The sequence below is a fragment of the Massilia aurea genome (assembly GCF_014200505.1).
GTDB classification, from domain to species: domain Bacteria; phylum Pseudomonadota; class Gammaproteobacteria; order Burkholderiales; family Burkholderiaceae_D; genus Telluria; species Telluria aurea_B.
The window spans coordinates 255,530-275,908 of record NZ_JACHBX010000003.1; the positions used below are offsets into that span (position 1 = coordinate 255,530).

The 20,379-nt window shown below is 63.4% G+C and carries 16 protein-coding genes; 4 read left to right on the forward strand and 12 right to left on the reverse strand.

Features of this window, described 5'->3' with window-relative positions; translation table 11 throughout:
• The first annotated feature begins 124 nt into the window (after positions 1 to 124).
• The 4 genes from HD842_RS15035 to HD842_RS15050 all read left to right on the forward strand — a co-directional run bounded on the left by HD842_RS15035 (position 125) and on the right by HD842_RS15050 (position 2,824).
• Positions 125 to 343, forward strand: a complete 219-nt coding sequence (locus HD842_RS15035) for a hypothetical protein (RefSeq protein ID WP_183555536.1) — start codon at positions 125 to 127, stop codon at positions 341 to 343.
• Positions 344 to 354: 11 nt separating this feature from the next.
• Positions 355 to 819: a universal stress protein gene (locus tag HD842_RS15040; RefSeq protein WP_183555537.1), complete on the forward strand. Its 465-nt coding sequence runs from the start codon at positions 355 to 357 to the stop codon at positions 817 to 819.
• 142 nt (positions 820 to 961) lie between these two features.
• A complete protein-coding gene (locus HD842_RS15045; protein ID WP_183555538.1) occupies positions 962 to 1,606 on the forward strand; it encodes a response regulator in 645 nt (214 codons plus the stop codon).
• A 423-nt stretch (positions 1,607 to 2,029) separates the two neighbouring features.
• Positions 2,030 to 2,824, forward strand: coding sequence for a Crp/Fnr family transcriptional regulator (locus HD842_RS15050; protein ID WP_183555930.1), 795 nt, complete (start codon positions 2,030 to 2,032; stop codon positions 2,822 to 2,824).
• A 69-nt stretch (positions 2,825 to 2,893) separates the two neighbouring features.
• Here HD842_RS15050 and HD842_RS15055 read toward each other — a convergent pair whose 3' ends face one another.
• From HD842_RS15055 to HD842_RS15110, 12 genes are all read right to left on the reverse strand, one after another.
• Complete coding sequence (locus HD842_RS15055; protein WP_183555539.1) at positions 2,894 to 3,646, reverse strand: hypothetical protein; 753 nt, start codon at positions 3,644 to 3,646, stop codon at positions 2,894 to 2,896.
• A 91-nt stretch (positions 3,647 to 3,737) separates the two neighbouring features.
• Positions 3,738 to 4,388 carry a ligase-associated DNA damage response endonuclease PdeM gene (gene pdeM / locus HD842_RS15060; RefSeq protein WP_183555540.1) on the reverse strand — a complete coding sequence of 217 codons (651 nt, stop codon included), beginning with the start codon at positions 4,386 to 4,388 and terminating at the stop codon, positions 3,738 to 3,740.
• Positions 4,385 to 6,844 (reverse strand): ligase-associated DNA damage response DEXH box helicase, encoded by a 2,460-nt coding sequence (locus tag HD842_RS15065; protein ID WP_183555541.1) that lies wholly within the window; start codon positions 6,842 to 6,844, stop codon positions 4,385 to 4,387. The genes pdeM and HD842_RS15065 overlap by 4 nt, the downstream gene beginning before the upstream one ends.
• Positions 6,841 to 8,475, reverse strand: coding sequence for an ATP-dependent DNA ligase (locus tag HD842_RS15070; RefSeq protein WP_183555542.1), 1,635 nt, complete (start codon positions 8,473 to 8,475; stop codon positions 6,841 to 6,843). Before HD842_RS15070 ends, HD842_RS15065 begins: the two co-directional genes overlap by 4 nt.
• Positions 8,468 to 9,544: a ligase-associated DNA damage response exonuclease gene (locus HD842_RS15075; RefSeq protein WP_183555543.1), complete on the reverse strand. Its 1,077-nt coding sequence runs from the start codon at positions 9,542 to 9,544 to the stop codon at positions 8,468 to 8,470. The genes HD842_RS15070 and HD842_RS15075 overlap by 8 nt, the downstream gene beginning before the upstream one ends.
• An 8-nt stretch (positions 9,545 to 9,552) precedes the next feature.
• Positions 9,553 to 11,235, reverse strand: a complete 1,683-nt coding sequence (locus HD842_RS15080) for a RecQ family ATP-dependent DNA helicase (RefSeq protein WP_229424776.1) — start codon at positions 11,233 to 11,235, stop codon at positions 9,553 to 9,555.
• A gap of 487 nt (positions 11,236 to 11,722) precedes the next feature.
• Positions 11,723 to 13,297 (reverse strand): alkyl hydroperoxide reductase subunit F, encoded by a 1,575-nt coding sequence (ahpF, locus tag HD842_RS15085; protein ID WP_183555545.1) that lies wholly within the window; start codon positions 13,295 to 13,297, stop codon positions 11,723 to 11,725.
• A gap of 100 nt (positions 13,298 to 13,397) precedes the next feature.
• On the reverse strand, positions 13,398 to 13,961 hold the full coding sequence (gene ahpC, locus HD842_RS15090; RefSeq protein ID WP_183555546.1) for an alkyl hydroperoxide reductase subunit C: 564 nt from the start codon (positions 13,959 to 13,961) through the stop codon (positions 13,398 to 13,400).
• A gap of 147 nt (positions 13,962 to 14,108) precedes the next feature.
• Positions 14,109 to 15,311: a hybrid sensor histidine kinase/response regulator gene (locus tag HD842_RS15095; RefSeq protein ID WP_183555547.1), complete on the reverse strand. Its 1,203-nt coding sequence runs from the start codon at positions 15,309 to 15,311 to the stop codon at positions 14,109 to 14,111.
• Complete coding sequence (locus HD842_RS15100) at positions 15,308 to 15,913, reverse strand: chemotaxis protein CheB (RefSeq protein ID WP_183555548.1); 606 nt, start codon at positions 15,911 to 15,913, stop codon at positions 15,308 to 15,310. The genes HD842_RS15095 and HD842_RS15100 overlap by 4 nt, the downstream gene beginning before the upstream one ends.
• The gene (locus tag HD842_RS15105) at positions 15,910 to 16,701 is read right to left on the reverse strand and encodes a CheR family methyltransferase (protein ID WP_183555931.1); all 792 of its coding nucleotides are present in this window, start codon (positions 16,699 to 16,701) and stop codon (positions 15,910 to 15,912) included. The genes HD842_RS15100 and HD842_RS15105 overlap by 4 nt, the downstream gene beginning before the upstream one ends.
• 35 nt (positions 16,702 to 16,736) lie before the next feature.
• On the reverse strand, positions 16,737 to 20,255 hold the full coding sequence (locus HD842_RS15110; RefSeq protein WP_183555549.1) for a response regulator: 3,519 nt from the start codon (positions 20,253 to 20,255) through the stop codon (positions 16,737 to 16,739).
• Between the last annotated feature and the right edge of the window lie 124 nt (positions 20,256 to 20,379).

Here is a 20,379-nt window from a genome sequence, read left to right on the forward strand (position 1 = left end):
ATCAGCTCTGCAATACTGGGGGTGTTGCGTCCACCGGGCCGGTCATTTCCGCGCCCATCAGTGGGACTAGTGTTGTCTGCGAGTGTATCAGCGTGGTTGCCGTAGGTAAATCTAAGAGAAGGCAATGCAACAAAATGGACGTGAAAACTTAGTTCCGCGACAATTAAAACGTGCAATTCCTGATCGTTTTTATATGCTTGGTGTTGTATTTTGTGATCGTGCTGTTGTTTTCCGTGAGAAAGTGTCGCATCCGGACGGTGACCCGACGTTTGAGCGAACTCAACACTTTGCGTTTTCAACACTGGCCATTCGGCATATGGTTGTCAGAATGGAGATGCCCTGAGGAGAATCATCATGTATCGAAAAATTTTGATTACAACCGACGGGTCCGCCGTCTCCCAGCACACCGCCTGCGCGGGCGTCAAGTTTGCCCAGCAACTGGGCGCCGAAGTCCTGGCCCTGTTCGTCGCGCCCGAATACCAGTACCCGGTGTACGTCGAAATCATCCCGCCCTCCTACCCCAGCGAAGAAGAATACGCCGCCCAGATGCGCCGGATGGGCGAGGAATACATGGGCAGGATCACGCGCTCCTGCGCATCGGCCAATCTCGCGCACCGCTGCCTGACGGCGTTTTCGGATACGGCAGCGCTCAAGATCGTCGAGGTCGCCGAGCAGGAAGGCTGCGACCTGATCTTCATGGGCTCGCACGGCCGCAGCGGCTGGAACCAGTTACTGCTGGGCAGTGTTACGAACAAGGTACTGTCGCATACCGCCAAGCCGGTGCTGGTGCACCGGCTGATCGCCGAGCCGGCAGTCTGAACGAGACAAAACCGTCTGCCCTTCGCACAAAGTCATCCAGGGCAACCCGCAGTATTGATAGCAGGACTTACACCTGGAAAACGTGTTTAACTGAACAACGGTTTTCGGGGGTAGGAAACCTCTTAATGTGTGAGGAATCGATATGGTCAGAATTGTCATCGCGGACGATCACACGATCATGCGCGAAGGTCTCAAACGTATCCTGGAGGGCGCCGAAGAAGTTGACATTGTCGGCGAGGCAACCAATGGGTTCGAAGTGCTGGCACTGGTGCGCCAGGGTGGCTTCGACCTGTTGCTGCTCGACCTGTCGATGCCCGGGCGCAGCGGCGTCGACCTGATCCGCCAGGTGCGCAGCGAGGCGCCCAAGCTGGCCATTCTCATCCTCACAATGCACGAAGAAGAACAGTACGCCGTGCGCGCGATCCGGGCCGGCGCCCAGGGCTACCTGACCAAGGAAAGCGCGGGCACGCAGTTGGTGGGTGCTATTCGCAAGGTGGCTTCCGGGCGCCCCTATATTAGTACCGAGGTCGCAGAGCAATTGGCCCTGAATATCATGGCCCCAAGCGAGCAATTGCTCCACAAGCAGTTATCCGACCGCGAATTTGAGGTATTTTCCCATCTCGTGGGTGGGAAATCGATTACCGAGATCGCCAACGGCCTGCATCTGTCCGTGAAGACCGTAAGCACCCACAAAACCCGCATCATGCAGAAAATGGGGATGAGTTCGCTCTCGGAAATGGTGCAATACGCCGTAGCGCACCGCCTGCTCTCGCCGATGAAAGCCTGAGTACGGCGGGGTCGTGACCGCGTGCCGACTTCCCAATCCGATGTTGCGCAACAACTGCACCCACGAATTAGTTTGTTCAAAAACAAAGGTCTGACCTTCCTGTTTCACCCCTCCGTCAGTCGGGCAACGCCGCTTGCCAGTAGGAATTGTCCTACAAACCTACCATCTGTCCTACCTACATATTCAGGCAACGCTGATAGTCGTGCCGGGCTCGTGTTGGCATACTGAATTCGCCGCATTGACTTGCTCGCGATCCAAGTCACAGCGTCAGCCGCTAGCAATCAATGGCATGGCAGATGTACGTCAACTTCGGCTGTGCCGCCGGGGTCGCCTCAAACCCTGAGTTTCTTACCGGAGAAGAGCATGCAGTCTCAGCCACCGTCAGAACCACGCAATGCCAATCAGCCGACCCTGCATTCCCCGATGGAGGCCGGTCGCCAGCGCCAGGGCCGACTCTGGTCCAACCTCAAGGAAGTCTGCGACCTGCTGCGTATCCAGGCCAGCGTCTCGGTAAGCTCCGAAGAACTGTTGTTCCAGCACGTTCAGTTTAAGACCGGCCAGCGCGTCCACACGATCGGGCAAGCCTTCGACACGCTGTACATCGTCAACTCGGGCTTTCTCAAGACCGTGCTGATCGACGAGTTCGGCAACGAGCAGGTGCTCAGCTTTCCGATGAAGGGCGACATGCTCGGCGTCGACGGCATCCATACGCGCCACTATGCGTCCGAGGCGGTGGCCCTGTCCGATTGCGACCTGATACTGCTGCCGTTCAAGAAACTGACGGCGCTGGGCCGCGTGCACAACCAACTCGAGAACATGATGTACGGCGTCATGAGCCGCGAGCTGGTGCGTGAGCAAACGATGATCGGCATGCTTGGCGCCCTGTCGGCCGAGGCGCGCGTGGCACGCTTTCTCGTGTCGCTGGCCGACCGCTTCGCCGCGATGGGCTACTCGAGTAAACTCTTCAACCTGCGCATGACCCGCCACGAGATCGGCAGCTACCTGGGCCTCACGCTGGAGACCGTCAGCCGTACGCTGTCGGCCTTCAACGAAATCGGCATGATCACGGTCGACCAGCGCACCATCGGCATCAAGGACGCCGAATCGCTCAAGACGCTGCGCCGCCTGCCCCCATCACGTTCACGCACGAAGGCAAGCGCCAAGCAAAAGGCCGAGCTCGATCAATCGGGCGACGATCAGGTGCTGGCCACGGCCTGAAACCCGTCCGCCCAACGACCAACGCTCGCCAGTGATGGCGGGCGTTGTCATTGGTGCGTACCGTCTGGATTACTCTTGCTTGTCGAGCGTCAGCACGCCATCGCTGACGCGCACGCGGTCGCCGGTCCGGTAGCCCGGATTGTTGGCAAACTCCAGCACCTGCGTCGTATCGGTCGTATTCATGCGCACCGTCACGCGGAAATACTGGCGCGCGGTGGCGTCACTGGCCAATGGCCGTGGATTGGGCAAGGCACCCTGCACGGTTTCCACTTTCTCGATGATGCCGCAGCTGGTGCAGTAACGGGCCACGCGCGGGCGCTCGGTCATGCGCGGGGCTGGTGGTGGCGCCGCGCCGGGGGCTGCCGCGGCGATGCGGGCATCCTTGGTGGCCAGCTGGCGCGTGTCGTCCGCGGGCTGCGCCACATCACTCCGCACGAGCGACTCGCGCAGCACGCTCGTGGCGACCTCGTTCCCCATGCGCAGCTCAGCGGTCACGCGGCTGTCGGCCTTCAGGCGGTCACGCGTGCCGATCACGTATGAACCCGTGTACTGGCCGGGTTCGACTTCGGTCAGGTGCAGCGCACGGTTCGCACCATCGAGATTGAGCGTGGCATTGCCGCCCGGCGTGCCGTACAGGTCGAACTGCAGGCGGACACCCTGGTCGAGCCGCGCGACTTCTTCGACATTGAAACCATTGATTGCTGGCGTGGCGGTGCGGCTTTGCGGCGCAGGCTGCGCCAGGGCAGTCCCGCTGGCGGTCAACAGTACCGTGGCTGGCGCCATGGCGGCGGCGATGGTGCACATCATGAGGCGTAGTTTCATTGGCATTCTCCTGGCATCAGCGGATCAATGGATCAGTGGCCGACCTTACGCCTGCGATCGCCCCGGGTCGGTACGCTGACGTACGCAGCTGTCAGCCGACGCCGTGCACCATGTCGCCCGAGGTCACATAAATGCGGTCGCCCGGCCCCGGCTTGACCGCGTGCCCGCCCGTGAAGGACCCGAACGATGGCAAGAGAAGGCCCTGCGTGCCGACGACGAAGCACGGCAGGCGCAGCGCATCGAAGCGCGTGGCCAGCACGTACACCGGATGCACGTGGCCGGCCAGGCCATAGCCCGCCGCATCGACGCCCGGATGGTGGCAGAACGCAAACGGGCCGATCGCATGCGGCTCGTCGACCAGCTCGATGCCCAGTGCGTCGGACGGATCGCCCGCGTGCAGGTCGTGATTGCCGCGCACGAGCGTCAAGGCCAGATCGGGATGGCGCCCGCGCCAGGCCAGCATCGCCAGTTGGGTCGAGCTGGCATGGGCTGCGCGCGCATGCAGGAAGTCACCGAGGAACGCGACGTGGCGCGCATCGTGCTGCGCGACCAGCGCGTCCAGGCCTGCCAGGTTTTCTGACGTCGTCCCGCGCGGCACCGGTACACCCAGCGAGCGAAATGCCGCTGCCTTGCCGAAGTGGATGTCGGCGACGATCAGCATGCGCTGGGCGGGCCAGTAGACGGCTTTCTCGGGCAACAGCAGCAGCGTCTCGCCCGCCACCTGGATGGTTGCATGCGTCATGCGGCCGCCTTCTCGAGTTCGCGCACCATGCGCGCGACGCGGTCGCTCAGTTTCTCGGTGCTGACTTTTTCGCGGAAGCGCTCGACCATCAGCGCGAAGCCGAACGGCGTGGCGCGCTTGACCTCGCGGTACGCCACGCGGCGCGCGTGCAGTTCGAGCAGCGTGTCGCGCAGGCGCGTCAGTTCCAGCTCCTGCTCCATCACTTCGCGCTCGGCCTGCGTGAGCAGCAGATTGCCGGCGTCGTGCTTGCGAAACACCTCGAAGAACAGCGACGACGATGCCTGCAACTGCCGGTTCGATTTCGGCTGGCCCGGATAGCCCTGGAACACGAGCCCCGCAATGCGCGCCACTTCGCGAAAGCGCTGCTGCGACAACTGCGTCGCGTTCAGGCTGTCGATGACGTCTTCCAGCAGGCGCTCGGTATCGAACAGCGCCACGCCCGCCCCCGTGGACGCGGCGAACATGCCCGCCCAGTCCACCGGCTCGGGCGACATCAGCTCGAAGCCATAGTCGTTGATCGCGATCGAGAACGTGATCGGCTGCACGCGCCCGACGCGAAACGCCATCAGCGAGGCCAGTCCCATGTGCACCGAGCGCCCCGCGAACGGGTACACGAACAGGTGATACCCTTCGCGGCTCTTCATCGATTCGAGCACCAGCGTTTCGCTGGTGGGCAGCGCCGACCAGCGCTGCTGGATCTCGATCAGCGGTGCGAGCGCGCGCATCTCGGGGCCGTCGAACACGCCTGCATCGGCCAGCCGGAGTTCTTCCAGCGCCGCGTGCGCCAGTTCGTTCGACATCGGCATCTTGGCGCCCTGCCAGCGCGCGATGGCGCCGCGCGTGCCGGTGGCGCGCCGCACGAACGCCGTCAGTTCATGCACGCGCACGAATTCGAGGATGCGCCCGCCGAACAGGAAACGGTCGCCCGGTTTGAGGCGCGAGATGAACGATTCCTCGACGCTGCCGATGCGCCCGCCCGACATGTACTTCACCTGGATCGTCGCATCGGACATGATGGTGCCGATGCTCATCCGGTGCCGGCGGCCGATGGCGGCATCGGGGACGCGATAGACGCCCTCCTCGTCCGGCAGCACACGGCGGTATTCGGGATACACGGTCAGGCTCTGGCCGCCGCGTGCGACAAAGTCGAGCGCCCACTGCCATTCTTCCAGCGTCAGGTGCCGGTACGACCAGGCCTGACGCACTTCGTCATACAGTTCGTCGGCGCGAAAGCCACCGCCCAGCGCCACCGTCACGATGTGCTGGACCAGCACGTCGAACGGCTTGTTGGGCACATAGCGGCCCTCGATGCGGCGCGCCGCCACCGCCTTGCGCGCACCGGCTGCCTCAAGCAATTCGAGGCTGTTGGTCGGCACCAGCGTCACGCGCGAGACGCGCCCCGGCGCGTGGCCGCTGCGGCCCGCCCGTTGCAGCAGGCGTGCCACGCCCTTGGCGCTGCCGATCTGCAGCACGCGCTCCACGGGCAGAAAGTCCACGCCCAGATCCAGGCTCGCGGTGCAGATGACGGCCTTGAGGATGCCGCTCTTCAGACCAAGTTCCACCCATTCGCGCACCTCGCGATCGAGCGAGCCATGGTGCAGCGCGATCACGCCCGCCCAGTCGGGCCGCGCCTCGAGGATGTTCTGGTACCAGATCTCGGACTGCGACCGGGTATTGGTAAACACGAGCGTTGCCTCGTGTTTTTCAATCTCGTCGATCACGGGCTGCAGCATTTGCAGGCCCAGGTGCCCGCCCCAGGGGAAGCGCGAGACGTTCTCGGGAATCAGCGAATCGACAACGATCTTCTTGCGCGTGTCGCCCTCGACCAGCACGCCCGCATCCGCGCCAAGCAAAACCTGGCGCGCCAGATCGAGATTGCCCATCGTCGCCGACACGCCCCAGACCAGAAGCTCGGGCCGCCAGCGCCGTAGCCGCGCCAGCGCCAGTTGCACCTGCACGCCGCGCTTGCTGCCCATCAGTTCGTGCCATTCGTCGACGATGATCATGTCGAGGTTGCGGAACTGTTCGAGCGCCGCCGCATTGCTGAGCATGAGCGTCAGGCTTTCGGGCGTCGTCACCAGGGTGGCCGGCATGCTGCGCGTCTGGCGCGCGCGCTCGCTGGCTTTCGTGTCGCCCGTGCGCGCGCCGATGCGCCACTCGGGCATCAGCTCGGCTGCGGAGTCTTCGAGCGCGCGTTGCGTATCGGCCGCTAAGGCCCGCATCGGCGTGATCCACAGAACCCGCAGGCCAGCCTTGTTACGGCCCGACGCAAGGCCCGCGCGCTGCAGCGCCGCGAACCAGACGGCAAAGGTTTTACCGACGCCGGTATTCGCATGCAGCAGGCCCGATTCGCCCTTGAGCGCCGCCTTCCAGACATTGCGCTGGAACGGGAATACCGTCCAGCCACGCCCGGCGAACCACGCGTCGACCCGGTCCTTGACTTCGTTGCGACTCATGCGGTGGCCGCCTCCAGCAAACCCTTCAGCGTGTCGAGCGTATCGGCTTCCTCGACCGGTTTGTCGGTGCGGCGACGCAGGATGCGAGGAAAGCGCACCGCGATGCCGGCCTTGTGCCGCGGTGAGAGCGCGATGCCCTCGAAGCCGATCTCGAACACCATCGTCGGCTTCACCGACCGCACCGGCCCGAACTTTTCAATGGTCGTGCGCCGGATGACATTGTCGACCTGCCCGATCTCGGCATCGGTCAGGCCTGAATACGCTTTCGCGAACGGCACCAGCTTGCGCTCGTCGCCCTCGCCGTCCCACACGGCGAACGTGTAGTCGGTGTACAGCGACGCGCGCCGCCCGCTGCCCGGCTGCGCATACAGCAGCACCGCATCGATGGCATACGGATCGATTTTCCACTTCCACCAGGTGCCGACATCCTTCGTGCGCCCGACGCCATACTGCGCCGTGCGCGCCTTGAGCATCATCCCCTCGACGCTGCGGGCACGCGAGCCGGCGCGCAGCTCGGCCAGCGCTTCCCAGCTGTCGGCTTCGACCACTGGCGACAGCCGCAACTGGCGCTGATCGAGCTTGGCCACTTCGACTTCGAGCAGCGCGCGCCGCTCGTGCTGCGGCAAGCCGCGCAGATCCACACCATCGAGTTCGAGCAGGTCATAGCAGCACAACACGGCCGGCAGTTCAGCCAGCAGTTTGGCGGACAAGGTCTTGCGGCCGATGCGCTTTTGCAGGTCGGCGAACGGCGACGGCATCGCCGCATCGGGCTGCCAGATCAGCACTTCGCCGTCGAGCACCATGCCGTCCGGCAGGCGCGCTGCCGCCAGTTCAGGGAACCGCTCCGTGATCAGATCTTCGCCGCGCGACCACAGGAAACTCTGGCCGTCGCGTCGCACGAGTTGCGCACGGATGCCGTCGTACTTCCATTCGACGATCCAGTCAGACGGCTCGCCCAGGCTCGCCGGTTCGGCCGCCAGCTGGTGCGACAGGAAGAAGGGGTACGGCTGGCCACCGCGCAGTTTGTGTTCTTCGGCCGACTGCTCGGCGATCAGTTGCAGAAAACCCGCCGCCGTCGGCTTCACGCGGCCATCGGTCCAGCCCATCAGGCGCTGGGCAATGAGTTTGCTGTCCACCGCCGCAATCGCCGCCAGCGCGCGCGTGACGAGCAGGCGCGAGACGCCCACGCGGAAACCACCGCCAATCAGTTTGACGAGCAGGAAGCGTTCGCGCCAGTCGAGCTCGTTCCAGTAGCCGAACAGCGCCTCGCGGATACGGCCCGGATCGGCGCCGCGCAGCGGACCAATGCGCTCTTCCATCCACTCGGCCAGGCCAACGTCGGAGCGTTCGGTGGGCGGTGGCAGGATGTGCGCGATAGTTTCCGCAAAGTCGCCCACGGCCGAGTACGACTCGTCGAACAGCCACTCGTCCAGCACGGCGTACTCGATGGCGTACTGGCGCAGCAACTTGGTCGGCACGGCCTGGCGCGGCTTGCCGCCGGCCAGGAAGTACACGGCCCAGGCCGCGTTCTCGGGCGCGGCGTTGGAAAAATACGCCTGCAGTGCTTCGAGCTTGCGGGTGGTCGACGTGGTTTCGTCGAGATCGGCGTACAGGCGGGCGAATTCACGCATCGGCCGCTCCTGCTGTCTTCTCTGGCGCGACCGGTTCCTCGGGCGCAACCGGGTCCTTCGGCGCGCCATCCGATGCGGCCTCGCCCGCCTCCTCGTCACCGTACTCGGTCTCGAAGCCAGAAGCCTCCAGCCCATTCTGGTTCAACCAGCGCACGAGCGTCGGAATCGAGCCGTGCGTGACGATCACGCGCTCGGCTTCGGTCGCCTTGATGGCGCTCATCAGCCCCGGCCAGTCGGCGTGATCGGACAGCACGAAGCCACGATCCACGCCGCGCCGGCGGCGCGCGCCGCGCAGCAGCATCCAGCCGCTGGCGAAGGCATCGCTGTAGTCGCCGAAGCGCTTCATCCAGGTCGAGCCACTGGCAGAAGGCGGCGCGATCACCATCGCGCGCCGCAGCAGTGCCTTCTCGACGTCGGTGACGAGCACGGTCGGTGGAATGTCGACACCTTCGGCGCGGTACGCCCGGTTGAGCGGCTCGACCGAACCGTGGCAGACGATCGTGCCGATACTCGCATCCAGCCCCGCCAGGATGCGCTGCGCCTTGCCGAACGAGTACGCGAACACGACGCTGCAACGGCCCTCGTCGGCATTCTTGCGCCACCAGGCGTTGATCTCCGCCATCAGCTCGGCCTCGGGCTGCCAGCGGTAGATCGGCAGGCCAAACGTCGATTCTGTGATGAACGTATCGCAGCGCACCGGTTCGAACGGCGCGCAGGTTTTGTCCGGCTCGACCTTGTAGTCGCCCGATGCGACCCAGACCTCGCCGCCAACTTCCATGCGCACCTGCGCCGAGCCCAGCACGTGGCCGGCCGGGTGCAGCGAAATCTTCACGCCGTTGTGCGTGACCGACTGGCCGTACTCCATCGCGTCGACGGTGATGTCACCCAGGCGCGACTTGAGTACGCCGATACCGGGCGCGGCGGCCAGGTAGTGGCCGTGACCGACGCGCGCATGGTCGCCGTGCGCGTGCGTGATCACGGCGCGCGGCACCGGGCGCCATGGATCGATATAGAAATCACCCGGTACGCAGTACAGGCCCTCCTTGCGGACAACGACCATGTCTCCCATGGCCATCCTTACGCCGGGGTGAGGAAGTCGACCATGAAGGTCCGGCTTTCTCCATCGGCAAAATCGAGCGTGATCTGGTCGCCGGCGACGGCAGTCACGACACCTTCGCCATACTTGGCCGAGCAGGCACGCGCACCGACGACGAACTTGGGCGCCGGGACCTCGGCCACCGGCTCGTGATCGAACTCGTCGTCACGGATCTCGATGCCTTCCGTCAGCGACAGCGCAGGGGGATTGAGGCAGTTGTCGCACTTGCAGCAGTTCTGAAAGCCGGCCACCTTGTCGTCGAAATAGTCGAGGATCAGCTTCCAGCGGCAGAAACCGCTGACGGCGTAGCTGACCATCTGTTCGAGGGCGTGCTTGTCGTGTTCCTGCTTCTGGACGTAGACGGCAGCGAGCTTGTCAAAGATGCCGGGCTTCGGCTCGGCGCTAGCGGCGGTGTATTCGAGCTTGCGGTTCTGGCGAATCAGCTTCGCATCCTTGAGCAGCTTGATGCACACCTTGATGCTCGAGTCAGCCAGGTCGGCCAGCGCTTCGTCCAGGCGCGCCGGGGTGACGGGACCGGTATCGCCCAGTCCACGCACGGTGCAATGCACCAGTTGCAGCTCCTGCGCGCACGGGTAATGCTTCATCAGGAAGAACTGCTGCAGGCGCTTGTCGTCCCGCAGGTACAGCAGCGTGCAGGTGGCGTCCAGACCGTCGCGCCCGGCGCGGCCGGATTCCTGATAATACGATTCGAGATTCGGCGGAATCTGCAGGTGGATCACGAAGCGCGTATCGCACTTGTCGATGCCCATGCCAAAGGCATTGGTCGCGACCATCACGCGACGCTCGCCGTCCATGAACAGGTCCTGGTTCTGCTTGCGCTCGGCGGCCGGCAGTTTGCCGTGGTAAATCGTGACCGATTCGCCCGCTTCTTCGAGCACGGCCAGCATGTCCTCTGCTACCTTCACGGTGGCGGCGTAGACGATGCCGACGCCTTCAGAGGCCTGCACCAGACGCAGTGCGGCCTGGTATTTCTCGGCCACGCTCGTGACCTGCTGGACTGCGTAATGCAGGTTCGGGCGGTACACGCCGGTGTTGATCACATTGAGCTTGCGGCCCAGCTGCTTGTTGATGTCGGCGACGACTTCGTCAGTGGCAGTGGCCGTCAGTGCCAGCACCGGCGGGCAGCCGATCGCTTCAATGGCAGCGCCCAGGCCGATATAGGCCGGGCGGAAATCGTGGCCCCACTGCGAGATACAGTGCGCCTCGTCGATGACGACGATGTCGAGCGTGACCTTCTGCAGCGTCGCGATGAACTCGGGCGAGACCATGCGCTCGGGCGTGCAGAACACGATCTCGCAAGTCTCCTGCTCGATCGCCGCGATCGCCGTATGTTCTTCTTCGGCGTTCAGGCAGCTGTTGACCTGCACCGCGCGCACGCCGATCTCTTCGAGCTTTTCGAGCTGGTCCTTCATCAGCGAGATCAGCGGCGAGACGACGACCGTGATCCCTTCCAGCATCTTGGCCGGTATCTGGTAGCACAGCGATTTGCCGCCACCCGTGGGCATGATCGCCAGCGTGTCCTTGCCATCAAGGACGCTGTCGATCACGCGTTGCTGGCCGTCGCGCAGCTTGGCGATGCCGAAGACACCGTCGAGAAGGCGCTGGATGGAGTGGCGACGCACGGCCATGAGGCCGCGGTGCATAAGGGTGGGGTCGTGTCGTGTCATGGTGATATCGACTGTAGGTTGACCGCCCCGACTCGACTATAGGACGCCACCTACTTTGGGCGTAGGAGCGCCACCTTCTGAAAATATTGTCGATTAGATCTCAATTGTGCGACACAAATTCTCAAGAAGGTTTAGTCCTACAGCACGACGGAGTATTTACCGATGCCCAGGGTCTAATTGGCGACTTAAGATGTGATCCACATTCACAGTACTGCCACCACCCAGGAGATTCACCATGCGCCGCCACCCAATGACCTGGACTGCCGTCCATCTGGCCCTCGCCAGCGCTGCCACCTGGTTCTTGCTGGAGTCGGGCGCCCTCGCCTCGACCGTACTGTTCTCGCTGCACTAAATAAAAAAACGCCATCTTCCACTGGGAAGACGGCGTTCATTCTCATTGCGAGCAAGCCGGTCGGCTAGCTCCAACTTTTTTGCAGGGCAGGCCTTTCGGCCCGCCCTTACATCATGCAGCTTTCTGCTGATCTTCTTCCAGTTCCACCGGTTGGCGGATCAGGTAGTCAAACGCTGCCAGCGATGCTTTCGCACCCTCACCCACTGCAATCACGATCTGCTTGAACGGCACCGTCGTCACGTCGCCAGCGGCAAACACGCCCGGCATCGAGGTGTGGCCACGGGCGTCGATTTCGATTTCGCCGTGCGCCGACAGATCGATCGAACCCTTCAGGAACTCCGAGTTCGGGATCAGGCCGATCTGCACGAACACGCCTTCCAGGTCGATACGGTGGATCGCGCCGGTGTTGCGATCCTTGTAGCTCAGGCCGTTGACGATCTTGCCGTCACCGTGGATCTCGGTGGTCTGCGCCGATTTGATCACTTTCACGTTCGGCAGCGAGGTCAGCTTGCGCTGCAGGACCGCATCGGCGCGCAGCTCGTTGCCGAATTCGATCAGCGTGACTTCCTTGACCAGGCCAGCCAGGTCGATCGCCGCTTCCACGCCCGAGTTACCGCCACCGATCACCGACACGCGCTTGCCCTTGAACAGAGGACCGTCGCAGTGCGGGCAGTACGCCACACCGTGGTTCTTGTACTCTTTTTCGCCCGGCACATTGATCTCGCGCCAGCGCGCGCCGGTCGCAATGATCACGGACTTCGATTTCAGGACCGCACCGCTCTCGGTATGGACTTCGATCAGGCTGCCGCCCACCACCTTGCTGGCGCGCTGCGTATTCATGATGTCGACGTCGTAATCCTTGACGTGCTCTTCCAGCGCGACGGCGAATTTCGGGCCATCGGTTGCCTTGAGCGACACGTAGTTCTCGATCGCCAGCGTATCGAGCACCTGGCCGCCGAAACGGTCGGCCAGCACGCCGGTACGAATACCCTTGCGTGCAGCATAGATTGCTGCAGCCGCGCCGGCAGGGCCACCGCCGACGATCAGCACGTCAAACGCTTCTTTCTCGCTCAGTGCCGCCGCTTTTTTCGCGCCGCCGCTCACGTCGATCTTCGACAGGATCTCTTCGACGCTGGTGCGGCCCTGGCCGAAATGCTGGCCATTCAGGAACATCATCGGCACGGCAAGAATCTGCTTGCTTTCGACTTCCTGCTTGAAGACACCGCCATCGATCGTCACGACCTTGATGCGCGGGTTAATCACCGACATCGTGTTCAGTGCCTGCACGACTTCCGGGCAGTTGTGGCACGACAGCGAGATGTAGGTTTCAAAGACATAGTCACCATCCAGGGCAGCGATCTGGTCGATGACCGCCTGCTCCAGCTTGATGGTGTGGCCACCCACGTGCAGCAGTGCCAGCACGAGGGAGGTAAATTCATGGCCCAGCGGGATACCGGCGAAACGCACACCGACATCGGTGCCGACGCGGTTGATCGCGAACGACGGGGTGCGCTCGTTGGCTTCCTGGCGCACGGTGATCTTGTTGCTCAGCTCTGCGATTTCACGCAGCAGCTCATCCATTTCGCGCGCTTTCGGCGAATCATCCAAGGATGCAACCAGCTCGATCGGCTGCACCACTTTTTCCAGATAGGCTTGCAACTGTTTCTTGAGGGTCGCGTCAAGCATGATGGTTTCCTTAAACTCTTTGAATCAATAAATGGAGGGCGATAAAAGCACCGGGCCGCCGCAGCGGCCCGGTCAGGGGGCTACCAGACTACCGCGTTACTTAGATCTTGCCGACCAGGTCCAGCGATGGGGTCAGGGTCTCAGCGCCTTCGGTCCACTTGGCTGGGCAGACTTCGCCTGGGTGAGCAGCGACGTACTGGGCAGCTCTGACTTTGCGCATCAGTTCCGATGCGTCGCGGCCGATGCCGTTGTCATGCACTTCCATGACCTTGATCTGGCCTTCTGGATTGATGACGAAGGTACCGCGCAGTGCCATGCCTTCTTCTTCGATCATGACTTCAAAGTTGCGCGACAGGGTGCCGGTCGGGTCGCCGATCAGCGGGTAGTTCACTTTCTTGATCGCGTCCGAGGTGTCGTGCCATGCCTTGTGAGCGAAGTGGCTGTCGGTCGAGACGCCGTACACGTTCACGCCCAGCTTTTCGAATTCAGGCTGGAACGAGGCCAGATCTTCCAGTTCGGTTGGGCAGACGAAGGTGAAGTCGGCCGGGTAGAACATCACCACCGACCAGGTGCCCTTGAAGTTTTCTTCGGTCAGGTCGATGAATTTGCCATTCGCGTAGGCGGTGGCTTTGAACGGTTTGATCTGGGTATTGATAAGGGACATGTATTCTCCTGATTTGTGGTGGATGAAACGTATGACAAGCAGTGTACCGCTCAGCTCGTCTTTTGGGAAATTGATTGATTGGATACTGTTGATTGATTTTGGCTATCACGCAGACGACAGCATGCCGGTTTGCCCATGGCGATGCCGTCAGGCACAGACCGGCACGGCGGTGCACGGCAACATCAGGCTGAAGGTCGAGCCTTCACCGGCGACGCTCGTGACCCGCAACTCGCCGCTGTGCGAGATCGCCAGCTGGCGCGAAATGTACAGACCCAGCCCCAGGCCCTTCGGCTCGCCGTTGCGGGCGCCCCGCTCGTACGGCTCGAAGATGCGCTCCAGGTCGCCCGGCGCAATGCCCTTGCCGCTGTCACGCACATCGATGCGCACGCACTCCCCCATCTGCTCGACACTCACTTGCACCGGCTGGCCGCCGCCATAGCGCAGCGCATTGGTCAGCAGGTTGACGATCACCTGCTCGACGCGGAACTCGTCCCAGCAACCACTGACGGGATCGTGCGGCTGCAAGGTCAGCGAGCTACCGGTCGTGGCCGCCTGCAGGGACAGGTCGCTCACGATCCGTTCCAGCAAACTCATCAGTTCAACCTGCGTCGGGCGGATCGACAGCTTGCCGCTGCGCATGCGCGAGACGTCCAGCATGTCGTCGATCAGGCGGATCATCGACTTGATCTGGCGCTCGTCGCGCTGGACCATCGCTTCCATCTGCTGCGGCGCGAACGCGGCCGCATTGCCGCGCTTGATCTGCAGGCTGCGCATCTGGGTTTCCAAAAACAGCGTATTGAGCGGCGTGCGCAGCTCATGCGCGACGAGCGACATGAATTCGTCGCGCATCTTGAGCGAGCGCTGCAGTTCCTGCTGGGTCTGGTTCAGCTCGCGCAGCAGCGTTTCCTGCTCTTGCCGGCTGCGCTCGAGCGCCAGCATCTGGCGCCGCGTTTCACGGCGCTGCTGGTCGAGCGCGACGAAGACGGCGACCTTGCTGCGCACCGCGCCCGGATCGATCGGCTTGTAGAGAAAATCGACCGCGCCGTTTTCATAGCCCTTGAAGGCGTAGTCGAGCTCACGCCCGGCCGCCGAAACAAAGACGATCGGGATATGGCGCGTGCGCGACGTCGAGCGCATCACTTCGGCCAGTTCGAAGCCGTTCATGCCCGGCATCTGCACGTCGAGGATGGCCAGCGCGAATTCGTGCTCGAGCAGCAAGGCCAGCGCGGCGTCGCCGGAATTGGCCTGGTGAATCACGCGCTGGTCGTGGCGCAGCAGCGCCTCGAGGGCCTGCAGGTTCTCGGGCAAGTCGTCGACGATCAGGATTTTGCTTAATTCATGGGCGCTCATGGGGTCTCCAACAGGGGTAGCGCGGCGCGAATATCGGCCAGCGGCAACACCAGGTGTGGTGTGCAGCGCCGGATGGCTTCTCTCGGCATCGTACTGGCGTGCGCTTCTTCAGGATCCTGGACAATGGTCAGTCCGCCATGTTCGCGGATACTGCACATCCCTTCGGCGCCATCAAAGTTGGCGCCGGTCAATAGTATACCGGTCATTGCCTTTCCATACACGCTGGCGGTCGATTCCATCAGGACATCAATCGACGGCCGGGCATACTGGACAGGCGCTTCGCAGCTGAGCGAAAAGCTGCGGTCCTGCTCGATCGACAGATGGTACCCCGAGCCGGCGAAATACACGACGCCCGGTTCGATCGGGGCCTTGTCGCGTGCTTCGCGCACCGGGAGCATCACGCGCGCATCGAACAGCTCGGCCAGCCGGCTCTCGCGGTCGCCCGGCACATGCAGGATGCACACCACGGCCGGCCTGTAGCCCGGCTGCAGCGACGGCAGCAAGCTCAGCAGCGCATCGACGCCGCCGGCCGAGCCGCCAATCAGCACCAGCTCGATGCGCCGCTTGCCCAGCGCCGCCGCCACCTGTTCGTTCAGGCTCATGGCGCGGCCTTGCGATACACCCGTTCCCGCCGCGCGAGCGGCTCGAAGCGCCCGGCGTAGCTGGAAAAGTCGATGCTTTCCTTGCTGCCCAGGCCCAGAAAGCCCCGGTGGCACAGCGATTCATGGAACAGCCCGAACACGCGGTCCTGCAGCGTGCGGTTAAAGTAGATCAGCACGTTGCGGCAGCTGACGAAGTGCGTTTCCGAGAACACGGTGTCGGTCGACAGGCTGTGGTCGGCGAACGTGACGTTCTCGATCAGGCTGCGCTCGAACAGCGCGCCGCCGTAGGCTGCCGTGTAATAGTCCGAGAACGCGGCCTTGCCGCCGGATTTCTGGTAATTCTCGGTGTACAGCCGCATGCGGTCGATCGGGTACACGCCGCGCCGGGCCGTCTCGAGCGACTTCGGATTGATGTCGGTCGCGTAGATGATGCTGCGCTCCAGCAGCCCTTCTTCTTTCAGCAGGATCGCCAGCGAATAGACTTCTTCGCCCGTGCTGCAGCCGGCCACCCAGATCTTGAGCGACGGGTAGGTCTTGAGGAACGGCGCAACCTGCTCGCGCACGGCCCTGAAGTAGTCCGGGTCGCGGAACATCTCGGTGACGGGAATCGTCAGGTATTGCAGCAGCTGGGCAAAGCCGTTCGGATCGTGCAGCACGCGCGACTGCAGCTCCGAGACGGTATTGCACCCCATCTCGCGCATGGCCACCAGCACGCGGCGCTTTTGCGAGGCGCCGGTGTAGTCGCGGAAGTCATAGTTGTATTTCAGGTAGACGGCTTCGACGAGCATCCGCAGCTCGATGTCGAAGTCGCTCGGCGTATGGCTCAAATGCGCTCCAGGGTCGGCATCCAGACCCGCAACAGGGAGTACAGGCGGGACAGGTCAATCGGCTTGGCCAGGTAATCGTTGGCGCCGGCGGCCAGGCATTGTTCCTGGTCGTCCTTCATCGCCTTGGCCGTGATGGCGATGATCGGGAGGCGGTCGAAGCGGCCGTCGGCGCGAATGCGGCGCGTCGCTTCCATGCCGTCCATCCCCGGCATCATGATGTCCATCAGCACCAGGTCGATGCCCGGCACTTCATCGAGTTTTGCAATCGCTTCGAAGCCGTTGCGGCCCACTTCGACCTTCGCGCCGCGCTGCTCGAGCGCCGCGGTCAGTGCGAACACATTGCGCACGTCGTCGTCCACCAGCAGAATCGTGCGGCCTTCGAAGACGCGGTCGCGGCCGCGCACGGCCTTGAGCATGCTCTGGCGCTCGGTCGACAGTTCTGATTCGACCTTGTGCAGGAACAGCGTGACTTCGTCGAGCAGGCGTTCGGGCGAACGGGCGCCCTTGATGATGATCGAGCGCGAATAGCGCAGCAGTTGGGCTTCTTCGTCGCGGGTCAGGTTGCGCCCCGTGTAGACAATCACGGGCGGGAACGAGCACAGCTCTTCGTGCGACATGCGCTCGAGCAGCTCGCCGCCCTGCATGTCGGGCAGCTTCAGGTCGATGACCATGCAATCGAAAATCTCGGCGCGCAGCAGATTGAGCGCCTCGTTGGCCGTGCCCACCGCCGAGATCTGCACGTCGTCGTCGGCGATCAGCGCCACAACGCTTTCGCGCTGGCGTTCGTCGTCCTCGACCAGCAGCACGCGCTTGATCTTCTGCGCCGACTTCTCTTGCAGCTTGCGGAACACTTCCTCGAGTTCTTCGCGGCTTGCGGGCTTGAGCGCATAACCGATCGCGCCCAGGTGCAGCGCCTCGCCGCCGTTCTCGATGCTGGAGATGATGTGCACCGGGATGTGGCGCGTGGCCGGGTTGTCCTTGAGTTGCTGCAGCACGGTCAGGCCCGAGCGGTCAGGCAGGCGTACGTCGAGCAGCACGGCGTCGGGCCGCTGGCTGATCGCCAGCGCCAGGCCTTCTTCGGCGCTCATCGCCACCAGGCAGCGGTAATCGAGCTCGCGCGCCAGGTCGTACAGGATGCGCGCGAACGCCATTTCGTCCTCGACCACCAGCACGCTGCGGCGGCCATCGGCCGGGCGCTCGCGGTCGTCCGGGAAGCTTTCGTAATGGTCGGTCACGACCGGCGCGGGCGCTGGCGCTGGCGCCGGTGCCGGTGCTGGCGCGGCGGCACGGACCACCGGGGCCGGCGCATGGTACGGCTGCGCACTGGTCACCACAGGCGCCGACATCGACGAGGCAGACGAGAGCTGGGAATCCGGAAGGCGCTGCGGCAGCGTCAGCGTAAACACACTACCCTGGTCCGGCGCGCTCGACACCGAAATGCCGCCGCCCAGCAGGCGCGTGAGGTCGCGCGAAATCGACAGGCCCAGGCCCGTGCCGCCAAAGCGCCGGCTGGTGGTGCCGTCGGCCTGGTGGAAGGCATCGAAAATCTTGTCCTGCTGGTCGGGCGCGATGCCGATCCCGCTGTCCTGCACGCGGAATGCGACGGCGCCATCGGACGTCGTGAGCACCGACAGCGTGACGGCGCCCGCATCGGTGAACTTGACCGCGTTCGACAGCAGGTTCTTGAGGATCTGCTCCATGCGCTGGCGGTCGGTGTTGATTGCTGCCGGCACATCGGGCGCCACGTCGATGCGGAACTCGAGCGACTTTTGGCGCGCGAGCGGCTCGAACGTGCGCGCCAGGCCTTCGACGACGCGCCGCACCGGCACGTCTTCGGGCACCAGTTCGAGCTTGCCCGCTTCGACTTTCGAGATGTCGAGAATGTCGTTGATCAGGTGCAGCAGGTCATTGCCGGCCGAATAGATGGTTTGTGCGAAGCGCACCTGCTCGTCGCTGAGGTTGCCTGGCGTATTGTCAGACAGCAGCTTGGCCAGGATCAGCGAGCTGTTCAGTGGCGTGCGCAGCTCGTGCGACATATTGGCCAGGAACTCGGACTTGTAGCGGCTGGCGCTTTCCAGTTCCACGGCGCGCTGCTGCAACTGCTCCTGCGCCGACTGCAGCGCCGAATTCTTCATGTCCAGGTTCAAGGCCTGCTCGGCCAGCTGGTCGTTGGTGGTGCGCAGCTCGGCCTGCTGGTTCTCCAGCGCGGACTGTGATTCTTCGAGTGCGCGCGACTGCTCTTCGAGCTCTTCGTTGGCGGTGCGCAGCTCTTCCTGCTGGACTTGCAGTTCTTCGTTCAGCGTCTGGCTTTCTTCGAGCGAATCCTGCAGGCGCTGGCGATACAGCACGGCCGCCATGGCCGCTCCCACCGCCTGCGCGATGAAGCCGAGGAATTCGCGGTCGCGCAGCTCCACCGGGCGCAGGAAGGCGATCTCGAACACGCCCTTGACCTTGCCGTGGTTGTAGAACGGCGCGATGATCAGCGCGCGCGGCGGGGTCTCGCCCAGGCTCGAGCTGACCTTCATGTAGCCAGGTGGCAGTTCGTCCAGCACCATCAGGCGGTTTTCCTGCGCCGCCTGGCTGGCCAGCGACGCGCCAGGCTGGATGAATTCGGCGCGTTCGGACGGGGTGTGGTTGAAGCCATACGCGCCAATGCGGCGCAGCACGCCATCTTCGCTGCGCACGTACATGGCGCCCACGACGCCGTCGAGATACTTGACGACGTACGGCAGCACCGCATCGGCCAGCGGCTCGAGGTGGTGGATGCCGGCGCTGCGCACGGTCAGTTCGTTCTGGCCGGTGCGCAGCCACTCCTGGTGGCGCAGCTTTTCATTGTGCTCGGCCTCGTGACCCAGCACTTCGTTATAGGTATTTGACAGGGTCATCAACTGGCGCCGGCCGAAGATGGCCAGACCGCCACCGACCAGCGCCGACAGCAGCAAAAACAGCGCCACCGACCAGAAGGTCGTGCTGCGCGCATTGTCGCTGCGCTCCTGCAGCAACCGGGCTTCGGCCGCCAGTACCAGGTCGAAATTGCGGCGCATCTCGTCGGTGAGCAGCCGGCCGCGGCCGCTTCTGACGGCATCGATGTAGGCCAGATCATTGGCCCGGCGCCGCGCGATCATCTCGTCGGCAAACGCTTCCCATTGCTTCTGGACCTGCGAAATGCGCGTGATGCGTTCGGCCTGCGCGCCATTGTCCTTGACCAGCTCACCCAGCGTATCGAGGCTGCTGCCCATCCGCTGCGCCGACAGCAGGTACGGCGTCAGGAACTCCTCGTCGCCCGCCAGCAGATAGCCGCGCATGCCGGCTTCCATTTCCGCCGACAGCTTGCGGATCTCGTGCGCATTGCCGATCACCTTCTGGGAATGCTCGACCCAGGTCAGGTTATTGATCAGGTAGGCGATGATGCCAACGAACACGACCGCACTGACAATGCTCATGCCTAACGGCAGCGCGACATTGCGGGAAAGGATGCGGCGAAACGCGCTGTTGTCGATGGTTGGACCGGGCATGCCTGTTGTTCTGTTAGAAAAAAAATATCCCAAGTGTAACGCAAATGTGACATCGCGCCCACACGAAATGCGCACGGTCGTGCCAAAGCGCGACCGTGCACAACATCCGTAATCTTAGCAAAAT